General features: G+C 49.8%; 17 protein-coding genes and 1 pseudogene. 3 read left to right on the top strand and 15 right to left on the bottom strand.

Features of this window, described 5'->3' with window-relative positions; translation table 11 throughout:
• The first annotated feature begins 19 nt into the window (after positions 1-19).
• On the top strand, positions 20-463 hold the full coding sequence (locus IEW11_RS13720; protein ID WP_188531613.1) for a ferritin-like domain-containing protein: 444 nt from the start codon (positions 20-22) through the stop codon (positions 461-463).
• A 57-nt stretch (positions 464-520) separates the two neighbouring features.
• On the opposite strand, the gene IEW11_RS13715 is transcribed toward IEW11_RS13720, so the two are convergent.
• From IEW11_RS13715 to IEW11_RS13705, 3 genes are all read right to left on the bottom strand, one after another.
• Positions 521-724, bottom strand: coding sequence for a hypothetical protein (locus IEW11_RS13715; protein ID WP_188531612.1), 204 nt, complete (start codon positions 722-724; stop codon positions 521-523).
• Between the two features lie 188 nt (positions 725-912).
• Positions 913-1,953: a CobW family GTP-binding protein gene (locus tag IEW11_RS13710; RefSeq protein WP_188531611.1), complete on the bottom strand. Its 1,041-nt coding sequence runs from the start codon at positions 1,951-1,953 to the stop codon at positions 913-915.
• A 214-nt stretch (positions 1,954-2,167) separates the two neighbouring features.
• Complete coding sequence (locus IEW11_RS13705) at positions 2,168-2,497, bottom strand: hypothetical protein (RefSeq protein WP_188531610.1); 330 nt, start codon at positions 2,495-2,497, stop codon at positions 2,168-2,170.
• 198 nt (positions 2,498-2,695) lie between these two features.
• On the opposite strand from IEW11_RS13705, the gene IEW11_RS13700 reads away from it, so the two are divergent.
• Positions 2,696-3,493, top strand: a complete 798-nt coding sequence (locus tag IEW11_RS13700) for an SDR family oxidoreductase (protein WP_188531609.1) — start codon at positions 2,696-2,698, stop codon at positions 3,491-3,493.
• A 73-nt stretch (positions 3,494-3,566) separates the two neighbouring features.
• On the opposite strand, the gene IEW11_RS13695 is transcribed toward IEW11_RS13700, so the two are convergent.
• From IEW11_RS13695 to glgB, 8 genes and pseudogenes are all read right to left on the bottom strand, one after another.
• Complete coding sequence (locus IEW11_RS13695) at positions 3,567-5,651, bottom strand: response regulator (protein ID WP_229725271.1); 2,085 nt, start codon at positions 5,649-5,651, stop codon at positions 3,567-3,569.
• Between the two features lie 24 nt (positions 5,652-5,675).
• Positions 5,676-6,518, bottom strand: coding sequence for a CheR family methyltransferase (locus IEW11_RS13690; RefSeq protein WP_188531663.1), 843 nt, complete (start codon positions 6,516-6,518; stop codon positions 5,676-5,678).
• Positions 6,511-10,203 carry a response regulator gene (locus IEW11_RS13685; protein WP_188531608.1) on the bottom strand — a complete coding sequence of 1,231 codons (3,693 nt, stop codon included), beginning with the start codon at positions 10,201-10,203 and terminating at the stop codon, positions 6,511-6,513. Before IEW11_RS13685 ends, IEW11_RS13690 begins: the two co-directional genes overlap by 8 nt.
• A gap of 184 nt (positions 10,204-10,387) precedes the next feature.
• Complete coding sequence (locus tag IEW11_RS13680; RefSeq protein ID WP_188531607.1) at positions 10,388-10,714, bottom strand: YflT domain-containing protein; 327 nt, start codon at positions 10,712-10,714, stop codon at positions 10,388-10,390.
• A 94-nt stretch (positions 10,715-10,808) separates the two neighbouring features.
• Positions 10,809-11,312, bottom strand: a complete 504-nt coding sequence (locus IEW11_RS13675; protein WP_188531606.1) for a hypothetical protein — start codon at positions 11,310-11,312, stop codon at positions 10,809-10,811.
• A gap of 348 nt (positions 11,313-11,660) precedes the next feature.
• Positions 11,661-11,966 (bottom strand): annotated as a pseudogene (locus tag IEW11_RS13670) (transposase); the annotation flags it as partial.
• 196 nt (positions 11,967-12,162) lie between these two features.
• Complete coding sequence (gene glgA, locus IEW11_RS13665) at positions 12,163-13,605, bottom strand: glycogen synthase GlgA (protein ID WP_188531605.1); 1,443 nt, start codon at positions 13,603-13,605, stop codon at positions 12,163-12,165.
• A 25-nt stretch (positions 13,606-13,630) separates the two neighbouring features.
• Positions 13,631-15,556 (bottom strand): 1,4-alpha-glucan branching protein GlgB, encoded by a 1,926-nt coding sequence (gene glgB, locus IEW11_RS13660; RefSeq protein ID WP_229725267.1) that lies wholly within the window; start codon positions 15,554-15,556, stop codon positions 13,631-13,633.
• 333 nt (positions 15,557-15,889) lie between these two features.
• Between glgB and IEW11_RS13655 the strand changes: the two genes are divergently transcribed.
• Entirely contained in the window at positions 15,890-17,092 is a 1,203-nt protein-coding gene (locus tag IEW11_RS13655) for a glucose-1-phosphate adenylyltransferase (protein ID WP_308422737.1), read from the top strand.
• Positions 17,093-17,157: 65 nt separating this feature from the next.
• Here the strand turns inward: IEW11_RS13655 and IEW11_RS13650 are convergent, their stop codons facing one another.
• Genes IEW11_RS13650 through IEW11_RS13635 form a run of 4 tightly spaced genes read right to left on the bottom strand, consistent with a single transcriptional unit; the run spans position 17,158 to position 24,869 of the window.
• Positions 17,158-18,756 carry a hypothetical protein gene (locus tag IEW11_RS13650; RefSeq protein WP_188531604.1) on the bottom strand — a complete coding sequence of 533 codons (1,599 nt, stop codon included), beginning with the start codon at positions 18,754-18,756 and terminating at the stop codon, positions 17,158-17,160.
• A 14-nt stretch (positions 18,757-18,770) separates the two neighbouring features.
• Positions 18,771-19,526: a hypothetical protein gene (locus IEW11_RS13645; protein WP_188531603.1), complete on the bottom strand. Its 756-nt coding sequence runs from the start codon at positions 19,524-19,526 to the stop codon at positions 18,771-18,773.
• Positions 19,527-19,542: 16 nt separating this feature from the next.
• Positions 19,543-23,475 (bottom strand): vWA domain-containing protein, encoded by a 3,933-nt coding sequence (locus tag IEW11_RS13640; RefSeq protein ID WP_188531602.1) that lies wholly within the window; start codon positions 23,473-23,475, stop codon positions 19,543-19,545.
• Positions 23,472-24,869 carry a hypothetical protein gene (locus tag IEW11_RS13635; protein ID WP_188531601.1) on the bottom strand — a complete coding sequence of 466 codons (1,398 nt, stop codon included), beginning with the start codon at positions 24,867-24,869 and terminating at the stop codon, positions 23,472-23,474. Before IEW11_RS13635 ends, IEW11_RS13640 begins: the two co-directional genes overlap by 4 nt.
• Positions 24,870-24,878 lie beyond the last annotated feature (9 nt).

Below are 24,878 nucleotides of genomic sequence, written 5' to 3'. Positions count from 1 at the left end.
CCTTGGAGGGATCCCCCAAATGTTCTATTCTTACGATTACGTGCGCACGTCAACGGATATTGGATTGATAAATGATGTCGCACAAGCAATTAACGGCGAATTTGCAGCATTAACCTGTTACGAGCAATTAGCCAAAATAACGGCAAATGACGAGATCCGCAAGCAAATTCTCGAGATTCGCCATGATGAATTCAGGCATTATCAGGCTTTCTCCCAAATTTATATTTATTTGACCGGCAAGCAGCCTACCCCACAACTGCTTGAACAATGTCCAACCGATTATTGGGCTGGATTACATGCTGCTTTTAAAGATGAACAAAAGACATCGGACTTTTACCGTGAGGTCGCAGATAAAACGCAAGATCCCTATATCAAGGAGCAATTCCTCAGAGCGGCCGCAGATGAACAAAATCACGCCGTATGGTTTTTGTATTTCTTAACCCAACATGAGAAAAAGCATTAAAAAACAATCCCCATCCACATAGCGGATGGGGATTGTTACATTCATTGATGAAGGGAGTTAGTCTTCAGCGGCCTCTTCGTTGTCTGCTTCGGCTTCAGGCGCATCGTCATCCGACTCTTCCGCGTCTCCCGCATCTTCCGAATCTTCCTCTGCCTCTGCCTCTTCTTCAGCTTCGGCGCTTTCCACTTGTTCAGCTTCTTCAAGAACCTCTTCTTCTACTGCTTCTTCGCTTACAACGATCTCTTGCTCCGCCTCACTCATACTAATCCCTCCATGAATGAAATAAATAATGCGATTACATTTTTATTATAATCCAACCGGAGCAAATACTTTGTCATAACGTGGAGGCTAATATTAATTTATGATTACAAATGAATGATCAAACGGACAAGGCTCTCGCCGCCAAGGGTAACGAGAGCCTTGTTCATGTTGATGCATCATCCTACAGGCTATTCCAACAGCGCTAATTCAGCCAGCAGCTGCTCTTTGGAGAAATGCTCGCCTATGAACACAGCGACATCATTCACTTGTCCCTGCGGGGTAATCCGTATAAACTCAACTTCGCGGTAAGCAAATTGGAACAGGAACCTGCTTGTCGTATCGCTGAAGGTTACAACCCCCTTCGCCCGGTATACTTCGCTGGGCAGTCTTCTCAGCATCGCTTCGAAAGCATGAGAATCAATCGGTTTAGTAAAATAGTGTGTGAGCACCATCACATGCTCATGGGATTCATGCATATGGGCCGCGTGGCTATGCTCATGTGACTCACCGGTATGGGCATGATGGCTGTGATCATGACCGCAGTCCGGACCGCAGGATGCTGCCTCGGCACCTTGGCCCAGGGACAGCCGGGTAGGATGGGCAGAGTCTGTGCTATCGCCCGAACCGAACCGCTCCAAATCGACCACGCATTTGACTGTAACCGTCATCGGCGCCGAATGGTTCCATTCGCGCACTAATTGCTCGACCTCTACAATCTCTTCCGGTGCCAATCGGTCCGCTTTGTTGATAATCATATGGGTTGCGCAGCGAATTTGCTCCTGCATCAGCCTGAACGTCTGGTTTCGTCCTCTTTTGTTCATCTCAAGCAGCCCAGCTCCATCGATAACGGTCGTTACCGAACGCAGATCGATACGGGCATACATTGCCGTTTCCGTTATGCCGTCTATAATCTCCAGCGGATTAGCCGCACCTGTCGATTCAATGAGGATGACGTCAGGTGTGTGCTCGTCTATCAATTCTTTGATCTCCACCCCCAGATCGCCACGAATCGTACAGCAGATGCAGCCGCTCAGCATCTCGCTCATCGGCACACGATCGCCGACCAGCTGGCCGTCCAGATTGACGTCGCCGAGTTCATTCATAATAACAGCCGCCTTCAAATCAAGCGAACGGTAGTAGTCAATTAATCGCGTAAGCAGCGTTGTCTTCCCGCTGCCAAGAAATCCGGAGATCAGATGCACCGGAATAACCTTCTCTGTCGAACTCATCTTCTTGCAGCCCTTCCTCTCCGCCTCCCCATCAAGCGCCGAAACAAACGGCCAGGAGGTTTTTCTAAGCCGGATTATATCGTAACTGTTACGGAGTTGACAAGTGTTCGCTCCTAAAGCAGACGGGTGACCGCACAACAAAGAGCAGAACCTCAATCGTTCTGCTCAGGCAATCAGTGAAAAGTGATTCCACCGGGGCTGCTGCCCCTCCTGTTTATTGAACCTCTAATAACCGGTTGATGTCCTCCTCGCTATTGCAATTTTCCAATACATCAGATACTGGGATATCCCTTTTGTCGGGTTTGACAAAGCAGTCGGATTGAAGATAATATCCCTGCTCCTTGGCTTTCGTGTAAAAACGGCAGAATTGGTTGGCTTGTAGGATTGCTTGATCCTCGGTAGCGTAGGATGCAAGCACATTGCCGAAGCCAAGCGGATTCGCTGCGTGCTGAATGCTCACTTGGAAGGCAGGTGTTCCATCCTCTTTTGTCTCCTTCACTAGAATCTCACTATCAAAACAAGAGATGCGATATTTAATCGTCATGATCATTCACCGCTTTCAAACTTGATTTATGGGTACTTGGATGCTTACAAGCTACTTAACCAATTATCTGTCTTAGTAACCATTCCTTCCCCTCATACGCCGCACGATCGATACTCCGTCTTTTTGGTTATACCAATACTGACGCGGGTAATAGTGGATGCAAAGGTGTGAACCGATTATGGAAAGGGAGGAATACTGATGGAGAAATCATATCGTCGATTGGAGAACAAAGTCGCATTCATTACCGGTGCCGGTTCAGGGATCGGCAAAGCCTCCGCCATCCAAATGGCCAAGGAAGGCGCCAAGGTCGCTTTGGCAGGTCTTACCCTGGAAACCTTGGAAGAGGTTAATGCCCAAATTACGGAATCCGGCGGTGAAGCACTCACCTTACAAACGGATATTTCCGACGAACAGTCCATCACGGATGCTTATGCCGCGGTGCTGGATCGCTGGGGCAAATTAGATATTGTGTTCGCCAATGCAGGGATCAACGGAACACTATCCCCGATCGAGGAGATGCGGCAGGAGGAATGGAATAAAACAATTCAAACGAACTTAACCGGTACCTTCCTAACCTTGAAGCATGCCATTCCTGCATTAAAGAAGCAGGGCGGCAGCATTATTATTACAAGCTCGATTAATGGAAACCGTGTCTTTTCAAACTTCGGCATGTCGGCTTACAGCACCTCCAAAGCAGGCCAAGTCGCCTTAATGCAGATGGCTGCCTTGGAGCTTGCCCAATTCCGGATTCGAGTCAATGCCGTTTGCCCGGGTGCCATTGAAACAAACATCGACGAGAGTACCGATCGCAAAAAAGAAGTCGAGGATATCACCATTCCCGTCGAGTTTCCCGAAGGGGATCATCCGCTCAGGGATGCTCCAGGCCAGGCTGAGCAGGTCGCGAGCCTCATCACCTTCTTAGCTTCCGATGAAGCAAGCCATATTACCGGCACGCCGATCTATATCGATGGCGCGGAGTCGTTATTGCGCGGTTGAGAAAAACGGGTTTATTGACAAACAGCCAACCTCAATGGTTTGAGGTTGGCTGTTTGTTTTGCCAGGACGACCTTCAGCAGTACCGCTCCATGATCTGTTTCAATGTGTCAAAGCGTACCGGCTTGCTGATAAAGTCCGTCATACCGGCTTCCAGGCATTTCTCACGTTCACCGGCTAATACATTGGCCGTCATAGCCACGATAATGGGCCGCTCCTCTTCCAGCCGCCCATCCGAAATTCGGCCGGCCGCTTCCAACCCATCCATAACCGGCATCTGAATATCCATGAGGATAAGATCGTACCGTTTGTTCATCGCCATCTCTACCGCTTGGCTGCCGTTTGCGGCCACATCAGCTTTAAAGCCCAGCTTATCGAGCAGCCGCAGCGACAGCTTCTGGTTAATATCATTATCCTCCGCAATCAGAATCCGGTATTGATCTCTGCTCATTGTTGCGAGCTCATCCGTTTCATCATTACGATCAGCTTCATTAAGAAGCTCTGTGAAGGAAAATGATCGCGTTTCCGTTTCCTCCTCCGCAGCAAACTCATCGACTCCTGAAGACAGTCCCCGATGCGTTTTTACGCGAATGGTGAAAATAAAGGCCGCACCTTTCGATTGCTCGGTATCCACACGTATTGTTCCACCCATGAGTTCAATTAAATTTTTGCAGATGGCCAGCCCAAGGCCAGTTCCCCCATACTTACGCGTCATAGAAGAATCCAATTGCGAGAAGGGCTGAAACAGCAAAGGCAGCTTCTCCTCCGGAATGCCTACCCCCGTGTCTTTCACCTCAATCTCGAGAATGAGGGAGCTTCCGTAGTCGGACTTCAACCGGGCATTGACATCGATCCGGCCTTCATTCGTAAACTTAATTGCATTTCCCACCAGATTAATTAATATCTGCCGCAGCTTCGTAACATCCCCTTCAATATAATCGGGAAGCAGCGGATCGATGAAATACGTCATCTGTATATTACGTTTCTTGGATTTGGCGGTAAACAGATCGAAGGTTTCCCCGATACAGGTGACCAATTGGAATGGAACCTCTTCGAGCTCCATTTTCCCTGACTCGATCTTCGAATAATCGAGAATGTCGTTGATCACTGAAAGCAAGGCATCTCCGCTCTTGCGGATAATATCCGCATATTCATACTGCTCCTCCGACAGCTCGGTCTCCAGCAGTAATGTCGTCATGCCCAGCACCCCGTTCATCGGTGTGCGGATCTCGTGGCTGACCATCGCCAAAAATTCGGTCTTCGCTCTTGCGGCGATCTCTGCATTTTCCTTGGCAGCTACAATCTCCATCTCAACCTGCTTACGCTCCGTGATATCCCTAATTGTGCACGCATAGATCTGTTCGTCATCGACCATTGCCTTGCCGATTTGAATCTCCGCATGAAACGGGCTTCCATCCTTGCGTAGGGGCATCACTTGAATTAAACCGCCGTGTTCTGACGAATCCGGGCAATTCGCCTTCTCCGTATAATCGTTATCATTAAAAGAAGGAATCAACAAGGAAATCTTCCGCCCTACAACCTCATCCTCATAATAATCAAACATCCGCTCCAGTGCAGGATTAACCGTCAAAATAACGCCTTCCTCGTCAAAGGTGACCATCGTATCGATCGATGTCTCACGAACGACTCTCGCCTGGGCTTCCGTTTTGCTAAGCTTGTATGCTGTACGCATGAGCTCTTTATTCATCTTCTCCAGCTCTTTTGTCTTCTGGTGAAGAAGCTCGGTTTGCATCTGCAGTTTTTTACTGCTGACGTACATATTCACGAAGCCTTCAATCTTCGTCCTCAAAATCTGCGGCACAAACGGCTTCGTCATATAATCGATCGCCCCGACGGAGTAACCCGTATAAAAATGCTCGGTCTCCTTGCTTGTAGCCGATACAAATATAATCGGAATTTCCTTCGTTTTCTCCCGTGATTTAATCAACCGCGCCGTCTCGAATCCATCCATCCCCGGCATCTGAACATCCAATACGATGACCGCATAATCGTTCTTGAGCAGGCTACGCAGCGCTTCTTCGCCGGAAAGGCATTTAACCAAATTATAATTGTTGTTGTCCAATACAGCTTCCAAAGCTAACAAGTTATCCGGATTATCATCGACCAGCAATATATTGATCAGCGTATCCATCGTGTTCATCTCGCTACTCACCTGCCCTTCGCGTCACTTCACCTTGCGGTACAGCCGGTTCTGGTTGTCGAGCTCCTCATAAGCGTCGGCATGCTTTGTAAAGTTAATTGATTCCTTCGTGCCCAGTGCAAGCACTCCAAACGTGCTGAGGCTGTCGTACAACAGCCCGTGAACATGATCCTGAAGCTGCTTATTGAAATAAATCATGACATTGCGGCATAAGATCACGTTGAATTCATTAAAAGAGCTGTCTGTTACTAAATTATGCTGGGCAAACACAATATTACGCTTTAATTCCGATTGAAAAATAACAGATTCATATTTTGCCGTATAGTACTCGGAGAACGATGACGCGCCTCCCGCCTCCATATAATTCCGGGTGTACAGCTGCATTCTCTCAAGTGGAAAAACGCCTTCCTGTGCCTGCTTCAGCACACCGGCATTCGTATCCGTCGCATAAATCCGCGCCTTCTCGTACAGACCTTCCTCATGCAGTAAAATCGCCATCGAATAGACTTCTTCCCCCGTTGAACAGCCTGCATGCCAAATGCGGATGAACGGATAGGTATGAAGAATCGGAACCACCTTTTCACGGAAAGCCTTGAACATCTGCGGATCGCGGAACATCTCGGTGACATGAATGGTTAAATCCGATAACAGACGGTCCATACATTTACGGTCGTGGAGAATCCGTTCCATTAGTCCGGAAACCGTAGTCAAGCGCTCGATATTGACCCGATGCCAGATCCGCCTTCTAATCGATGCATAGGCGTAGTTACGAAAATCATAACCATACAGTCTAAACACCGCTTCAAGCAGCAGCTCAATTTCAATCTGCTCCCGCTCTTCTTCTTGAGTTTTTACTAGCTTATTTATACAACCACACCCTCATCAACGACAATAACTGCTCGGTATTGACCGGCTTGGAGATATAATCCGAGGCGCCGGCTTCGATACACTTATCCCTGTCGTCCTTCATTGCCTTTGCGGTAACGGCAATAATCGGCAGCTTGTTAAATTTCGGCATCAGGCGAATTTCACGCATCGTTTCATAACCGTCCATCTCCGGCATCATAATATCCATCAATACGAGATCTACGTTCGGATGTTTATCCAATTTCTCTAATGCTTCCCGTCCATTTTCCGCAAACGAGATATTCATTTTGTAGCTTTCAAGCACACTGGACAAAGCAAAGACGTTGCGGATATCGTCATCGACCATGAGAATGTTCTTTCCTTCAAAAATCGTCTCCATGCTGTGCAGTTTGCGCAGTATATTGCGCTTGTCCTCCGGAAGGTCCGCCTCCACACGATGCAGGAACAAAGTTGTCTCCTCCAGGAGCCGCTCCGGCGACTTCACATCCTTGATAATTATTGTGCCTGCGTACTTCTTCAGCTTTAACTCTTCTTTAATATCCAAATCTCTTCCAGTATAGATGATAATCGGCATTTCGTGCAGCAGCTCATTCTGGCCGATTTGATCAAGCAGCTCAAATCCGGAAATATCCGGGAGCCCTAAATCAAGCACCATGCAATCGTAATGATGCTCCTTCAGCTGCTCCAATGCTTCTTTCCCCGTTGACACCGCAGTAATAATGACATCGTCATGTCCGATCAGCTCGACGATGCTTATACGCTGTGCGGCATCATCCTCAACGACCAGCAGTCTCTTCAGACCGCGCTCCAGGAAGGACTCAATCTGCGTGAACACTTGCTCCAGGCTGCCTTTGTCCGTCGGTTTCTTCAAGTAAGCGATAGCGCCCATCGATAATCCATGCTGAATATCGTCAACGACAGAAATAACATGGACCGGAATATGCCTGGTCTCCGAATGATGCTTCAATTGGTTCAGAACCGTCCAACCGTCAAGCACCGGCAATTGAATATCAAGCAATATCGCGTCCGGCTTGTAGGTTCGCGCATAAGACAACCCTTTGTCGCCCTGCAGCGCCACAATCCCTTTGAAGCCGCGCGCACGCGCAATATCCAGCAGAACCTTGGCGAAGTTGACATCATCTTCAACGATTAGCACTACCCTATCCGAGGCTTCAATATTGTTGAGATCGTCTTCTATATCGGATTGTAAATGTTTTAAATCCTGCGTGGTGTCCACGACCTCGATTGCCGGCGCAGCATACAAGGAAGGATCTACAACGCGCTCTCCAACTTCAGGATTATACAGCACATTGTCATAAAGCTCGCGGGAATTTTGCTCACCTGCAATATGGAATTCCGGAAGATACAAGGTAAAGATGCTTCCGCTTCCTTCGACGCTCTCCAATTTGATCGTTCCGCCAAGCAAGGCGGCGAGCTCACGGCTGATCGCCAAGCCAAGCCCGGTTCCTCCATAAATCCTGCTTGTGGTGCCGTCTACCTGCTGGAACGCTTCAAAAATGAGCTGTTGTTTATTCTGCGGGATTCCAATGCCGGTATCCTTCACTTCAAACGCGACAATGGAGGTGCTGTTATCCTCTGCCAGCTCACACTCATCCGGCCTGGCGTTGCGAATTGTAAATTGAACCGAGCCCTGCTGTGTGAACTTAAACGCATTGGATAACAAATTCTTTAAGATTTGCTTCACACGATGGCTATCCGTGTATATCTCCTCCGGCAGGCCGTCCTCCAGTTTTGTTTCCAGGGCAACGCCCTTCTGCAGGCTAATCGGCGTAAAGCTGCGGCGGATGTACAGATCCAGCTCATTCAGGGGCACATGCTCGATAACAACATCCATTTTTCCCGCACTGATTTTGGATAGATCGAGGATCTCATCAATCAGCTTGAGCAGATCGCTGCCGGAGGAATAGATCGTGGTTGCAAACTCAACCTGCTTAGCCGTTAAGTTGCTGTCTTTATTATCCATCAGCATCTGCGACAGAATGAGCAAGCTGTTGAGCGGCGTGCGCAATTCATGCGACATATTCGTGAGAAATTCGGACTTGTATTTGGATGACAACGCCAGTTGGAAGGTCTGCTTCTCCAGCGCGGCTTTCGTTTTCGCGATTTGCTCGCTTTTCTGCTCCGTCTGTTTCATTTGCAGCTCCAGCATGTGCGTCTTTTGAAGCAGCTCTTCGTTGCTCTGCTCCAATTCCTCCTGCTGGCTCTGCAGCAGTTCCTCCGATTTCTTCAGCTGCTTCGTATGCTCTTCGAGCTTCTCATTGGATCGGCGCAGCTCTTCCTGCTGGGATAACAGCTCTTCGGATTGGGCCTGCAGCTCTTCGCCTAATGCTTGCGATTCTCGCAGCAGTTCTTCCACCTTCATCTGCCCGAACAGATTATTTAATATAATGCCGAGACTTTCCATCGTTTCTTCAAGCAATCTTCGCTCCAGCGCACTGAACGGACGAATCGCAGCCAGTTCAATAACGGCCAGCGTATGCTGCTCGTACTGAACCGGAACAAGCAGGAGATGCTGCGGTGAGATATCACCAATGCCGGACTGTAACTTTACATAATCCTTAGGCAATTCATTTAGTTCGATTGGTTTGCCATTTTGTGCGCACTCACCCACTAATCCCTGACCAAAGATAAACTGCTTATCGAATTCGGTCTCATCATCAAAAGCATAGGCTCCCTGAAGCTTCAGGAAGTTCTTCTCCCCGTATCCTTCCCTTACATAGAGCGCGCCAAATTGCGCACCGGTAAGTGGAGTCATCTCCCGGATAAACGAACGGCTTAATTTTGTCAGATCCATATCACTCTGAATCTTCACCATGATTTGGGCCAGATTGGTTTTCACCCAGGACTCTTCTTCTCTGCTCCTACTGTAGATAAGCTCCAGCTCTGTTTTTTTCTCGATATCTTCAGCCAAGGCGTTAAACACCTTCGCCACATCGCCGAATTCGTCGTTTCGGATATGCTGAATTCGCGAAGAGGCATCGATCGTCCCATGGGCGAATCCCCTGATCATGACGGAAAGGCTTTGCAGGCCTTCACCAAGGCATTTCATACTCCACAGCATTGCGCCGATGCCCAGCAGCAGCCCGATGACCGTAGCGATGCTCATCATTGTGATCGTAGAATCACTGCTTGCTTTCGACTCCTCGAATGCTCTATCCATCTCTGCCCGGTGATATTTTACCATTTCGTTGGACTTAGCTGTGAGTTGATTCTGGTAACCGACGCCTTCGTTTTGCCAAAGGGCGCTCGCTTCGACAGCCTCTCCCGCTTCCATCAGCTGGATGATCTCTCGGGCATACTGAATGTAATCTTTTCCAGTTTGTAGAAGTTCAGCTAAAATCTTGTCTTCAAGCGGCGTATTCGTCTGCTCATCAAGCCTCTGCAACGCTTCTCCGGCTACAACTAATGATTGCTGGATACGCTCTGTATTTTGTTCTAAATTTTCCTTGGTCGGTACAGCTAATATGTTAGAAATAGATTGATCGACCTTATTGGCTTCTCCTCTAACCTCATAGGCAAGCAGCATTTTCTGATAACGATTGGCATGAAGGTCGTCCATCTGATTGGCCAGTTTCGTCAAATTGCCGATTCCCGCACTGGCCAATATCAGCAGCACCACTACTAAAATGAGAGATCCGATTAACAGCTTTGTCTTTATCTTCATTGTCCGCTCCTCACCCAAAGTAAATAATAATGAATCAGAGAATAGTCATTATATCATAATGTATTATGGTGTTTATTGCACTTTTTAACAAATCATAGGGAATACCTGATATAAACACAAATAGAAGACAAGCTTCCGAAGAAGACTTGTCTTGTTCAAACGATTGGTTTGAAATAATGTTTTTTTAATGGATTTTCGCAATGACAAGAACTTTCCCTTTATCCAGTTCTTGTTCATATTGATCGGCCTCTTGCTCAGATAATCCGATAGACTCCAGCTTTGCGCGAAGCTCATCACCCCGGGATCGAAACAGATTAGCCATGGAGGTGAATACTCCCTCTTCAGACATGCCGATTGTGTTCGCATTCGTCGCATCGGCTAAGGAATCGGTATGATCATCATCATGTGCAAGCACGTATATATCATCTTGGCTATACCCTCGTTGGTTCAAATCGCGAACTGCGTTGATCGCCGCCATTCCCGTATCTAATACTTGTACAGTTGGTTTCATCTTTCATTCCTCCGTTTCTTTTTTATCATTGGGTGAAGCTTGTGTAACGAGCTAGTCCTGATTACCACATTCCAATCGGATTGAAACATTAATTTTAAACTTGTGATGACCAATACACTTGAAGCGAATCCAATTGCTTGCCGTCTTCCTTGTAATAGAGCTTCAGACTAATTCCATCCTGAACATAAACCAGTCCATCCTCGGCTATATAATCGGGCGTCCCGAGCGTGGTCACCAGATGGTCCATTTCGAACACCAGCTCTTTATCGCCGATCTTGACCACTCCTTGATCTGCAGTAACTTTTATATACTCCACGTAATCTCCACTGAAACCAAGCACCGTGTTGTCATATACATGCTCTTTACGTTCTGGCAACAATGCATCCTTCTCTATCGTAACCGGCTGCCCGAGTTTATCCTCAATTGTAATTAAATTATCCGTTAAACTAATCCCATTCACCTGCTGAAATGAAACGATAGACGGCTCAGACTGGTCGGTTATCGGGGCTGCTGTTCCGGTCTCTGATTGATTGGCAGGCATGACATTTGCAATCTGAAAACCAGCAAGCAGCAGGACGACGATTAAAGATTTTATCATAGGGTACCCACCCTTCCCTCTATTTCAGTACCCATATTTACCCTCCTGTCCAGGGTGTCAAACAACCGATTTGTTCCAGATAGAGCGCTGTGTATTGAGCTTGCCCCGCTGGATTACCGAATTTTATACCGACGTTTAAACTAGCAAGCAGAAAGAGACTGTCTAAAAAAAGTAAAGCACACAGCCTCAACCAAAAAAACAAAACCTATGTAATTGAAAACGGGATGGATCAGGGGTTATATCTGCTCCATCCCGTTTCTATTTTGGTCAATGGCTGCTTTCTTCAGCAAATTTTGGGCTTAAATCCACTCTCTGCGGTATCTGTGCTTGTTTGTGATACGTCTCATATTTCACGACGGACTTCATGTGCTCTGAGAAGAAACGGTTAATGGTGCGAGAGTCTGGGCACTGCCGGGCGGCGAGCCACATGAACATGATATTCTCGCGAACGGCTTTTGCGATTTGGCGGGAAGAGCAGATACGCTGCTTGTAGGCGTAAATGATGACTTTCATGAGCATTTTGGGGTGGCAGCGATCTCGACCGCCGCCGGGATAAGCTGGAGTGAAGATCTTCATAGGTAGGCGATTGACTGCATCATTGATGTCCCAAACGAGATGGTTTTCGGGGATATCTTCCTGCAAGTCTATGGGCAAAGTAAACGGTTACGCCTAAACGGAGCAGATCGAATGATTCTGGAGAAGCGTCAGCGGTCGCCTTTGTTCCCGGATTCCCACCTCGGCCTATTCATTCAAAGGAATCCGGGAACAACAGCGATCGGAAGAACATTCGACTGCGCAGTGAATGCGGTACAACCAAAGCTTTTAAGAAGGGGCTATCCCATCGTCATCATTAACTATATACAGGGCTGAGCACTTCTTCGTACAACTGCTTGTATTGGCGCGCGGACTCATTCCAGCTGTAATCACCGGCCATCGCATTTTTCACAATCCGCTTCCAATGCTCGGGCTGATGATAGACGCTGAGCGCGCGGCGAATCGTGTACAGCATATCGTGGGCATTGTAATTCGTAAAGGAGAAGCCGTTCCCTTCACCGGTCAATTCCTCGTAGGCTTGCACTGTATCATTCAAGCCGCCCGTTTCCCGTACGATCGGAATGCTGCCGTAACGCATCGCGATCAGCTGGCCCAGCCCACAGGGCTCAAACTGCGACGGCATCAGGAACAAGTCAGATGACGCATATATCTGCCGCGCCAGCCTCTCGTCGAAACGGATCTGCACGGAAAGCTTATCCGGATGACGCAGCGCCATATCTAGAAAGAATCCCTCATAATGCGGATCGCCGCTGCCCAAAATGACAAGCTGCAGCTCATCGTCCATCAGCTCATGCAGCACGTGGGACAAGAGATCCAGCCCTTTCTGAGCAGTAAGACGGGTAACCATGCCGATCATCGGCGTGTTTTTGTTCTCTTCCATACCTAAGACCCGCTGAAGCTCCGCCTTGTTTGCCTGCTTCTTGGTGACGCTGGAACGATAACGCTGGAACAGGTGGGGATCAGTGGCGGGATTATACGACTTGTCATCGATGCCGTTAACAATCCCGGTCATCCGATCCCCAAGCCAGCGAAGCGCGCCATCCAGCCCTTCTCCGAAATGAGGCGTCTGAATCTCATCGGCATAGGTACGGCTCACGGTCGTTACCCTGTCGGAATAAACGATGCCGCCTTTCATAAAGCTGACTCCGCCTTTGTATTCGAGCTTATCCGGGCTAAAATATTGATGCTCCATACCAAGCAGCTCACCGAGCACCTCATACGGAAAGACGCCCTGGTACTGCAAATTATGAATCGTATAGATCGTTCGAATGTTCTGATAAAAAGAATCATGGCGATAATGCTTGTCAAGCAGCGGACTGATCATCCCGGTATGCCAATCATGGCTATGAATAATATCCGGTTGAAATTCTATATGCGGCAGTACCTGCAGCACCGCGCGATTAAAGAAGGCAAAGCGCTCGGCGTCATCATAATGCCCATAGACACCGTCCCGCGCACCGAAATAATACTCGTTATCGAGGAAGTAGAAGGTTACCCCATCAAACACCAGCTCAAAAATACCGCAGTACGATTGCCGCCAGCCCACCGGCACTTCGATATGCTGAATATAACGCATCGATGCCGTATACTCTTCCGGAATTGATTTGTACTTGGGCAGCACCACCCGTGCATCGATCCCATTCTTGAGCAGTGCCTTCGGCAGGGCGCCTATGACATCCGCAAGCCCTCCCGTCTTTATAAAAGGGCTTCCTTCCGCTGCAGCAAATAATACCTTCATCTCTCTCCACACCTTTCTTATCTATTTATTTTTTTGCCTTCTTCCCCTTTTTGAGCCAGATGACGCTCATCGGAGGAAGAGTCAGCTCCAAGCTGTGTTTGTGGCCGTGCCATGGGACCTTCTCTATCTCCAACGATGCCTCGCCAAGCACGCCCTCGCCGCCAAAGGCAGGATCATCACTGTTAAGCAGCATTTCATAACTCCCCGAGCTCGGCACACCGATCCGGTAACCATCCCGCTGCACCGGCGCGAAGTTGCAGATGACGATGATCTGCTCCCCTTTGCGCTTGCCTTTTCTCATGTAGACAATAATATTTTGCAAATGATCCTGATGATCAATCCATTGATAGCCATCGAGGGTATGATCTAGCTGCCAGAGCGACTTTTCCTGTATATACAGATGGTTCAGCTTGCGGCTGAATGACTGCAGCTTGCGATGCATCTCATAATCCAGCAGCAGCCAATCGAGCTGCTCGGTGTCCTTCCACTCGATAAACTGTCCGAACTCTCCGCCCATGAACAACAGCTTCTTGCCGGGAAAGGACATCCAATAGCCCAGCAGCGCTCGAAGGCCGGCAAACTTTTGCTCATATGTACCAGGCATTTTGTTCAATAGCGACTTTTTCCCATGCACGACCTCATCATGAGACAGCGGCAGACAGAAATTCTCCTCATAGGCATAGGCGATCGGAAATGTTAACAGCGACTGGTTGGCCGCCCTATAGATCGGATCCAGCTCGAAATATTTGAGCGTATCGTTCATCCATCCCATATTCCACTTATAATTAAACCCAAGCCCGCCTTGATCCGTAGGGCCCGTTACCTGAGCCCAGGCACTGGATTCCTCCGCCATCATCAACGCATTGGGATAGAATTCAAATACCGTTTCGTTCAGCTTCTTGATGAAGGCAATCGCTTCGAGATCCTCTTTGCCCCCATCCTTATTCGGACGCCACTGCTGCTTCTCGAAATCGCGCAGCAGCATGCTCGTCACCGCATCGATCCGCAGCCCGTCGATATGATAAACATCAAGCCAGAATAACGCATTCGAGATAAGGAAGGAGCAGACCTCCGGCTTGCTGTAATCGAACCCGAGCGTTCCCCACCCCGGCTTCTCGGCAATTAACGCGTCCTCATGCTCAAACAACGCGGAACCGTCGAACCTGCGCAGACCATGCGCATCCTTGGCAAAATGAGCCGGCACCCAATCGAGAATAACGCCGATCTCCCTCCGGTGACACTCGTCCACAAAATACATAAAATCATGCGGTGAGCCGAACCGGCTCGTGACCGCGTAATACCCCGTCGCCTGATAGCCCCATGATAAGTCATAAGGATGCTCGGTTAATGGCATCAGTTCAATATGCGTGTACCCCATGTCCTGCACATAATCGAGCAGCTCCTCTGCCAGCTCCCGGTAGGTGAGCAGAGTACCGTCTTTCTTCTGCCGCCAGGTGCCCAGATGCACTTCATAAATATTTAACGGCCGGTCATATACCGGACGGAGCCGTTTCTGCCATTTGCGGTCACTCCAGCGGTAACCCTCCAGAAATCGGACAACCGATGCGGTGCGCGGACGCACTTCTGCCTGAAAGGCGTAAGGATCAGCCTTCAACAGCTTTTCGCCTTCTGCGGTAATAATCTCATATTTATATAATGTCCCTTCGGCTAAACCTTCCATAAACAGTGTCCATAACCCGGACCTGTTTATTTGTTCAAGGGGATGATGCCGGCCGTCCCATCCGTTAAAATCGGATGCCAGCCTTACTTCTCTCGCGTTCGGTGCCCAGACCGTAAAACGCACTCCTTTTTTGCCCGAATGAATCTCAGGCTGCGCTCCCATGATCTTGTAGCTCTGATACAACGTGCCTTCATGAAATAAATAAAGGTCCTCCGGACGAAATACTGTTGATTCCAAATTCCCACCCACTATTGTGTTTTTAGCCATCATTACCTCATCACCCTCCTTTTGAAGCATTTTTCACCAATTTGTATGTTCACATTTTTGTATGTCCATATTTCGATGTAAGGTTCGATGTAAAGAAAGCTTTCATAGATTCACAAATATATTTTCATTATTCTACAGAAAAGGAATGTTTTCCTTTTTAAAATTCTAAAAAAGCATAAGTTTCACACTTATACAAGCTTAGAATTCACCGCAAACAGATCTCCCGCCGCCAAAGACTACGTCAGCAGTTTTCTGTTTGTTTTTTCCTTTTATTGTGTTTCGTCCTGAGCTTTGAAGTTTAAATAGAGCTTACGAACAGAATGCGGGAGGGACATTATGAGACCGAATGAATGTGTTGCAATGGTATTGGCAGGAGGAGAAGGAAAAAGACTAGCCCCATTAACGAGTAAAGTTGCGAAGCCTGCTGTCCCTTTTGGCGGGAGCTATCGAATCGTAGACTTCCCACTTAGTAACTGTAAAAATTCTGGAATTCACTCCATTGGTGTATTGACACAATATATGTCCGAATCGCTGGAAACCCATATCCAGGACGGAAAAGCTTGGACGGACAATGAAGCTGACAGCGAAAAGGTTACACTGCTGCCTTCTTCTGAGCTTGGGACAAAAGGATATTGCGGAACGGCAGATGCAATCTATCAAAATAGAGATTTTATCGATCGGCTCAATCCTGAGCATGTACTTATTCTATCTGGCGACCATATCTATCAGATGGATTATCAGGCAATGCTCGATTTTCATAAATCCAGAGGAGCGGAAGCGACAATCTCGGTGAACCGGGTGCCTTGGAAGGAAGCTTCCCGATTCGGCATCATGAATACTGACCCCGAGATGCGGGTGATTGAATTTGTGGAAAAACCGGACAAGCCGGTGAGTAATTTAGCCTCAATGGGCGTTTATCTGTTCCGTTGGTCTTTCTTGAAGGCCTATCTGGAAGAAGATGCGAAGAATTCGAAGTCAAGCCATGACTTCGGTAAGGATATTATACCACGCATACTGCAAACCTGCTCCAATATTTATGCTTGTCCGTTCGACGGATATTGGCGTGATGTAGGCACGGTCGAGAGCCTGTGGGAAGCGCATATGGATTTGCTGGATGGCCAAATTTCGTTGGAGCGGCCCGAATGGCCGATGTATACTTCGGATAATGACACGCGGTTTGCCTCTTATTGTTCTCCTTTTGCTGATATAAGCCAGTCACTGATGCATCACCGATGTGCTGTAGAAGGCGATCTGAACCGGTCTGTTCTGTTTAGCAACGTGCAGGTCGGACGGGGCAGCGAAATTAACGAGAGTATTATCATGCCAAATGTGAAAATCGGAAGAAATGTAAAGATTACACGCGCCATTATCGGGGAAGGCACGATTATCGAAGACGGCGCCGTCATCGGCGGCGGTCAAGAAATAACGGTAATCGGAGCCGATGAAATTGTATTCTCCAGCACTTCCCTGGCGGACAAGCCGAAGCAGCTGCTTAAGGGAATTTACAACAAGTCTATGCAAATTCCGGTCAATAGCTGAAATAAAAGCTTCTCACCTGTTCCAGTGGAACGGATGAGAAGCTTTTTACATGGTTGTTTATTCCTTTATGGCTGTTTCAAATTTTTCTTGCGGATAATCAAGATTACCGTAACTGTCCCGCCCACCAGCAGCAGGTTGATGACGATAATTACAATCAGCGCTTTGCTCCATCCGCCGCCGGCGGCCTGCCAGGAATAGCTCGTTTCATTCCCATGGCTGTCGCGGACAGAGATTTCTAATGAATCGCCTACGCCCTCGATACTGAAATACCCACTAGCGTCGGGCGTAATTTCATTGCCGTTGTGGATAATGATGCTGTCTAGATCCGCAAACCCGCTGGCTAATCCGCCTTCCAATCGTTCGTGTGTCGAGAGCGGCTGGATCATCGTTAATCTTGGCGGGGTGTAATCGACCAAATACCGTTTGGAATATAGTTTGACCGCCCCGCCCTGATCGGCAAGCAGCACCTCAATAATTTGGTCACCCTCGGCAAGCGGCACGGAGACAATCTGCTCCTCCGCCTCTTCGCCGCCAGCAACGGCTTGGTCGAACAAGATTCCGCTCGAGCCGTTCACGATTTGCACATGGGTTTTTGCTTGAAGCTTCAATATCACCTGGAGCTGCCGGGCATTCGTCTTCTCCGTTTCAATCGACCACTTGACCTCATCCTTGCTCCAATCCCGCATCTTTAGCTCAAAGGAAGGGATGTCCATCACCGGGCTCATCGTATAGTCGCCGAATACAACCTGAAATGATCCTTTGTATGCACCGGCATTCAGCGGTAACAACCAGCGGAGCACCTGCATATCCGTCCGCTCCGTCTGTTCAATCTCCGAAAGCTCCTGCCTGCCGGCATGCTTTAAGAACGTGCTGCCCGTGCCGTCAGTAAAAGAAGCTGTAATGACCGTCCATTCGAGGTCGCGGGGAAATTCAAATTCAAGCTCAATGGCATCCCCACGCGGGATCGCATGTACAGCTCGAATGCCGTCATAGCTGACTCCACGCTGTACATGCAGCGTCACATCCGGCTCAATGTGCTGCCCATCCGGCGTTTTGTTATCGGCTATGATGAACAGCTCATATTCCCCATCTGCAAGCGTGCCCGGCAAATATAATGACGCCGCTCCATCTCCCAGCTGCGCTTCTCCGATCAGCATATTCTGCCATCCGCCGGCCGGCCTTAGGAAGAACCGGATTCTATCATTCGCATCGTAGTCTCCCTGGCTTCTCCACGCCAGTTGAATCGGCTCGTTCGCAGCGGTCAATTCGGTGCCCAATGGCGATACCCAAGCCGTGTCCGGCCGTCGTAATTCCTTCTTTATGGTGACTCGATAGGCTTGCTCTGTACCTGAGATATGCAGCTTATATTCGCCGGCCGGCGCTTCATTGATCAGCCAGCGGCGCTCTCCCTCCATATCAAGATACAGCACTTTCTTGCCGTCAAATTGATCATGTGTATACCGCGTTCCGCCCGGCATTTCCAGCTCCACTTCAAACGGCTCCGAGGCTTCTCCCGTTACAATGAACTGAACATTGAACTGCTTCTCATCCAGCCGCAGGGTTTCGGTTTTAATCGCAGGCTCCGCGTTTGCCGGCAGGACGGAAAACATGAAAACAGCAAGCCATAACGCCAGTAGGTAAGGGCCTTTGCGCAATGCGTTCATTCCTCTCGAAGTTGTTATAAATAAGTATCGGCCCATGAGCTGAAGGAGCGCTCCGCATGTTGATCATAGTACTTAATCGGTGCTTGTACATTGGACCTGATGTCTCCCAGCAGCGCGGCGAACTGTCCGTCGTACAGCCAGCTCACGGGAATCTGGATGATGGCATATTTCAATGTCCGGGTGTTGATGCCTTTTCCGATATTCAACAGCAGCGTAAACCGGTCGTCATAAATTTCCTTGACCGTCTCGGTAAAATCCGGGAGACGGCGCTTGATCTCATCAAACCGAAGCTCCTTGCGGAACGCAAAGACTCTTCCCCCGACGTAATGATTATTGGCCTTGGTCACATCGATCAGCACATGCTCCACACTGGACCATTTGATATAGGGAAGTATCCTGGCATCTAAATTGTTAAACAAATTGACGGCGATCCCCCCGGCATCCGTTACAACAAGCGGAACACGTACAGCCGTGTCCGGGTATTTCCTGTGTCGTCCCGGGGTATTGACGGACCGGATAAATATAACTCCCCCGACGACCAGACCGGCTGTAATGGCCCAGTCCTTCAGCCACATGATGTCCTGCTCCGCGGAACGAGGAAGTACCGCTTGCAACAGATAGTAGAGGATAAACATTGTAATCGCGATCGCGGGAACCGCCAGGCAGCCGATATACGGCATATTCCTGTATCCGCGGTCGGCACGGCCGACTGCGGAAAAAAGGCGGGCGAATTCCCACTCATACGCGCTGCAGCTATAGCTAGTTCTCATCCTTAAGAATCACTCCTTAGCGGTATACTGCAGGATCGGCGCCCAAATGAATATGAGGCTCGAACATCCATGCCTCCGCTTCCATAATGAGGTAGGATTGATCAAAACGGGAAGCATTTAGAAACAACGCCATATCCCCAGTAAGCTCCATTACGTTCAGAGAGCCTCGGTAAGTAATCGTCAGGTCGCCGCCGTAGTTGTAATCATGCCACAGCAGCCTCGTATTCCCGTCAAAGTTGATCGGCTCGATGAAAGTACCTGCGCTGATTTCGTTAGCATCGATATACGCCGTTCTCTTACTTAGTTCGAATCCGATCACCTTTAGCGTCATCGCCCCATTAACCGACCATTCCTCTGTCCCCAGACTTTTCACTCCCGCTTCGCCTTCTACGCATAATACACAAGCTGAATTAGGGTCCATATCGACAAGCGGCAGCTTGTTCACCCATTCGATCGCTTTCTGGAACGGTCCGTCGACTGCCGTTCCGACCTCTGTGCCGAGCACGCCGCCAAAGCCCTCTCTTCCGTCAATTCCGACCTTAACGGCACGAGCGGTCAAGCCTGTGGTGCCCAGAGGCACACCTCTCGGGCTGCCGACCAGCACTTCTCCCGCTCTAGGCAGGATGCTTCCCTGCCAACCCAGCTTCAAGCCGAATTTATTGATGAGGGCTCCGGCATCCGATGTGACATCAAATGAAAAGGCGCGAATCGTCCCCTTAAAATCCTCGATCTCCATTCCCAAATCGAACTTTCCGGTTTTATGCTCATAAGCTGCGGACAGCTTCGTTCCTCCGGTCTCCAGTAATGAGCCCAGCTGAAGCGCAGCGCCAACCTCACCGCTGACTGTAATGTTATCCGTTTCGTAGCCAATCTCCAGATTTGCATCCGACGGCAGGAACTTTACGGTTTGCATCCACCGATCGATGTGAGGCGATTTCAAATCGCCCAAGAACGAGAAGCCTTTTATCCCCGCTTTGGACTTCAAGGTTCCGCCGTCACCCTTGTATTTCGCTTCATACGTCAGATTAGGCGCCAGGTAAACCTCCAGGCCGAATTTCCCGAGCGTGGCTTTATCCAAAATGTCCCTAGCGGCATTGCTGCGTGTAATCTGGAAGGTCTTTTGGTTATTTTGGACCTCCATCGTAATATTGTCCGGCAAAAACCGCTCCTTCAGATTGCTGGCACCGACCGCTGCAGCAGGCGCGATGCCGATCTTCGTCTTGTCGACGTTCGCGAGCAAACCGCTGAACGTCAAGACGCGTCCGCCTTCGAGCTTCATCTCTCCCCTCGCATCATACAGGAAACGGTCGACAGACGTATTGCCCATGAAATGGGCTGTTCCGGGTTCGTCCTTGATGAAATCGGCATACACTCTTGCATCTCCGAATGCCCGGTACTCCTGGTCGCCTGACTTGGCTACCGACAGATTGTATTCAAGCTCCCGCTGGTCCTTCGCGATCAATTTGATTTTATGAATGCCCAGCGCAAGGTTGTTCCGAACCGTAATATCCAGCCTGGTGTCACTGACCCGGTTGAAGCGGATATCCTCGTTATTGAACGCGACCTTCTCCACGCTGCCGAAGCCGATGCCCAGAATTTGCACATTTGTGGTCCCGAGCGCTGAAGCGGTAATACGATTAGGTATCGTCTGATTGATCGCAAAATCAATCCAATCGGCTTCAACTGTCGCACCATCGCCCACCAGCGGGCCGCTTCCAGCCGCATCGGCATCCATGCCAATCGTATAGGTTTTGGAGGCCTTTGTATCATTCGGCCCCGTCAGGCCGACCCGATGAACGCCTTCCTCCATCGGATCCAGCGTGTAGGATATTTTGTAAGACCTCTCCAGGGTGGCTTTTATCTCGGCAAAGCTGATCATCAGATCATCCAGGCCTGCAGCTGCAAGATACTTCCCTCCTGTCGCCTCGGCGACATCCCGGAGCGTCTCATATCCCGCCCCGAAGCCGACCGCAAAGACGGTGACCCCTTCTTCATTGGCCCGCTGAATGATGCCCGCGCGGGTTTCCGGCAGCGAGAAATTGTCATCCTCTCCGTCTGACAGGATAAACAGCACACGCTCGCCGGATTCCCGTCCGATCAACTCCATCCCGGAATTTAATGCCTCGGCAATGTTCGTGCCGCCGCCGGCGGAAATTTCTCCGACCGCTTCCATGACCGGGGGGAGGTTGGAGGTAATAGGATTCAAGACAAAGCTTCCGTCCGAGAAGGCGATGACGCCAATCCGCTCATTCTCGCGCAGATCGTGAACAAAGTTCTGGACAGCCAATCTTGCCGCATCGATCCGTTCTCCGTCCATCGAACCGCTGCGGTCGATGATCATCACGATATTCCGCTTATAGTGGGACGCTTCGCTTATCTTTTCGATGCTAAAATCTTTAATATCCGTCGCATTGTCCCTAATCTTCAGCGTTGACTTCGTCAGCTCGTCTACATTGTCCGTTGTCACATAAAGCTCCACCTGGCCATTCTCTGCTGCCTGTATAGAGGAAATGCGGATGCGCGATTTGTTCAAGTGAATCAGCTGGTTGCTCAGATGAACGGCGAAGCTCCTCTCCTGATCCGTCGGTTCTGCTTCAGTGAGCCTCTTTCCGTTCATTGTCTTGAAGCTGCGATAGACTTCATTCGTCAGTTCATTACGTTCCTGCAGCTCTGCAAGCGACATCTGTCCAGCATCCGGCAAAGACCGCAGCGATTGGACATAATATTGCTGCGGCACCGTCAGATTAGACGGATGTTCGGCAATCTGATGAATATAGTCGGCTGACTTATCTATCTCGTGCATTTGAAAGTAGTATTCCGCCATCAGAAATTCGACCTGCGGATTATCGCTTCGCGCCTCCAGTGGTTTTAGCAGCGCATAGGCGAGATGCGGCTCCAGATCCAGTATCGACTGGATTTCGTTCAGGCGATTTTGCACGATTCGTGCCGCCTGTTCATCTCCAGGCCTCACCTCGTTCGACCAGTCCTGCAGCAGCCGCTTCTGCTCCTGACGGTGCCGCAGCTTCGCCTCCTGATAAGCCGGAAGCAGCTGCAGCCGTTCTTCCTCTATGACTCCAGCCCCGCTGAGCAGAAGCTCTCCGAGCAGCATGGACGGCTCCTCCGCATCCGGATACTGCCTGAGGACATCTGTAAGCAGCTGCCCTGCATGGCCGGAATCACCCATGTAAACCGCAGTTTTTGCCAGCTCCACTTTGAATGACGGATCATCCGGGGGCCCGCTGACCGCCTCCCGGTACAAGCTGTCAATCTCAGCTTGCGCTGCACCCGCATCATATTCGCCGTCATGGGCAGCTTTGTAAATATAATCGATACGATCGGGATCAAGCTGTGCCAGCGTAAGGATCTCTCTCTCCTGCTGGTCATTAACATCGCTCCTTATCCGCTCCCGCAGCATATCGGCTGCACCTGCCGCGATTCGTTCGTATTCGGCCCTGCCTGCGGAATCGACGTCTTCTGCGGTTGCGGCAGTGATATCCTGCAGCAGAAGATCAAGCTCAGAAACCGACATATAGGCGGCTTTACGTGAATCGTCCGCTAGTTCCGTCAGTATCGGGGCGCCCATTTCCGGCTGACGCGCGTTGATATAGGCCAAGCCTAATATCAGCTTGCTGTCTGCCGAAGGCGTATGCTCCCACATTTGCTTCGCCTTGGATAGCGCAAACTCCGGCGTATCATTTTGCAGCCAATAGAGCTGCTTGTACAGATGAACGTTGTCCGACTGCCGCGGCATATCGGATTGTCCGCTTTGCGTCAGCATGTTAAAGGAGGCCAAGCCCACAATCGCCATACCGGCCGCTAAAAGGGAGCCGACCTTGAATACCCCTGTTCTCGGAAAGTACCACTTCGCGCTTACGATGACCGCGAGCAGACAGACGGCTGCAACGATGAACGTAATCAGCGTTCCGATTAACCATTCATTGTGGGTCATTCAGCAGCCCTCCTTTTCACGAGTATTAGCTGTACGGCATATGAGAGTGTAAGGAACACAACGGTGGTTAAGCCGACTGCCAGCACCGCTTGACTCCATTCGAAGCCGATGAATGCGCCAGGTGACTGTCCGACCGTAAAGCTGATGTTGAAATAAACGGATAAGAGCGATGCAAGGATGATGACTCCACTTACCGTAGCCGCATAAATCCAGACGCTAGTGAGCTGAATTCGGCTTAACGCGAATAAATATGCAAGCAGGAACGCCACGTGGTACCACTGCCAGCGGATATCATCTGCCAACTCCTGCTTCCAAGCGCCCTCGCTTGGTTCTCCGGCGCTTTCATACGTAAATTCCCCAGAGTCATGGGCCGGTGCCGGATCGCGCACGCTATGAAATAAACTTAATCGCAGCGGCGCTCGAACCTCCAGCAGGTCGGCTGCAGGCTGGCCGCTAATATGCCAGGTTCCGCCGAGTGAATAGATCTGTTCCTGGAGCAGAACATTCGGCACCACTGCGTATACGGCGGGATCGGTCTTGTACGCTTTCCAGATGGATCCCATCGTTGTGATCTGCGTGCTGTAGACATGGCTTTGATTCGACAGCGTCCAGCTGACGGCCATTAACGAACCAATCAAAATAAAAAATCCGATGATGGTCAGCACGAATGTGCGAATGCTTGCTGCCCAAGCTCCCCATATGCGATTACTCAGAAAAGCCCATTTGCCTAACCCGACTGCCACAGCGGCAAGGCAGAGCAGAAAAATCAGAAGAAAGCTCTTTAGAACAGGCATGCTCAGCTCAAGCGTATATTCGTCCCTTCCGAACACAAACTCGCTGTCCGGCCGGGCAAGCAGCAGAATAATTGTCATCACGATACTATACACGGCGCTGAAACCTGCCGCCCATCCGAACCGCAACAATTGCCCGCCGGCATAACGCTTGACCAGTGGCCGCATTAGCAGCCCGCAAAGGAAAAGGATCACAAACCATATCGCTACGGAAAAAATGAGCGGGATATGTAAGCTGAATGATAAACTCTGGGGATCGCTTTGATGCTGCGCGATGCGGTAAGTCCCTTCGATTGTCCCTCCATGAAGAAGCATCAGGTGCAGCCAGAAATCAGGTTTCATACGGCCGGCGAAGAATGCAGCCTGTTCGGGGGGTATTCGCAGCACGTTCATTAACAGATGGTACACAAGATCGTTAAAGAACTGCCCGCGGCTGGCAGCCCAGCCGATGAATGCAGAAAAAGCGGTAATCAGGGCTGCCGCACCGGCTGAGGCGCATGTAAAGCTGAGGGCGAACCGGCTGAAATTGTGGCTGGATGGCATCGCCTCGTTAACTGCATGTTCCGGCAATGCGGCCGGCTGTTCGGCCCCACTCTCATTCATTGGAGCCTC

Origin of the sequence: Paenibacillus abyssi (assembly GCF_014640295.1) — a bacterium.
Classification (GTDB): Bacteria; Bacillota; Bacilli; order Paenibacillales; family Paenibacillaceae; genus Paenibacillus_D; species Paenibacillus_D abyssi.
Note: the sequence above shows the minus strand (reverse complement) of the source record. Positions and strands in the feature narration are given on the sequence as shown.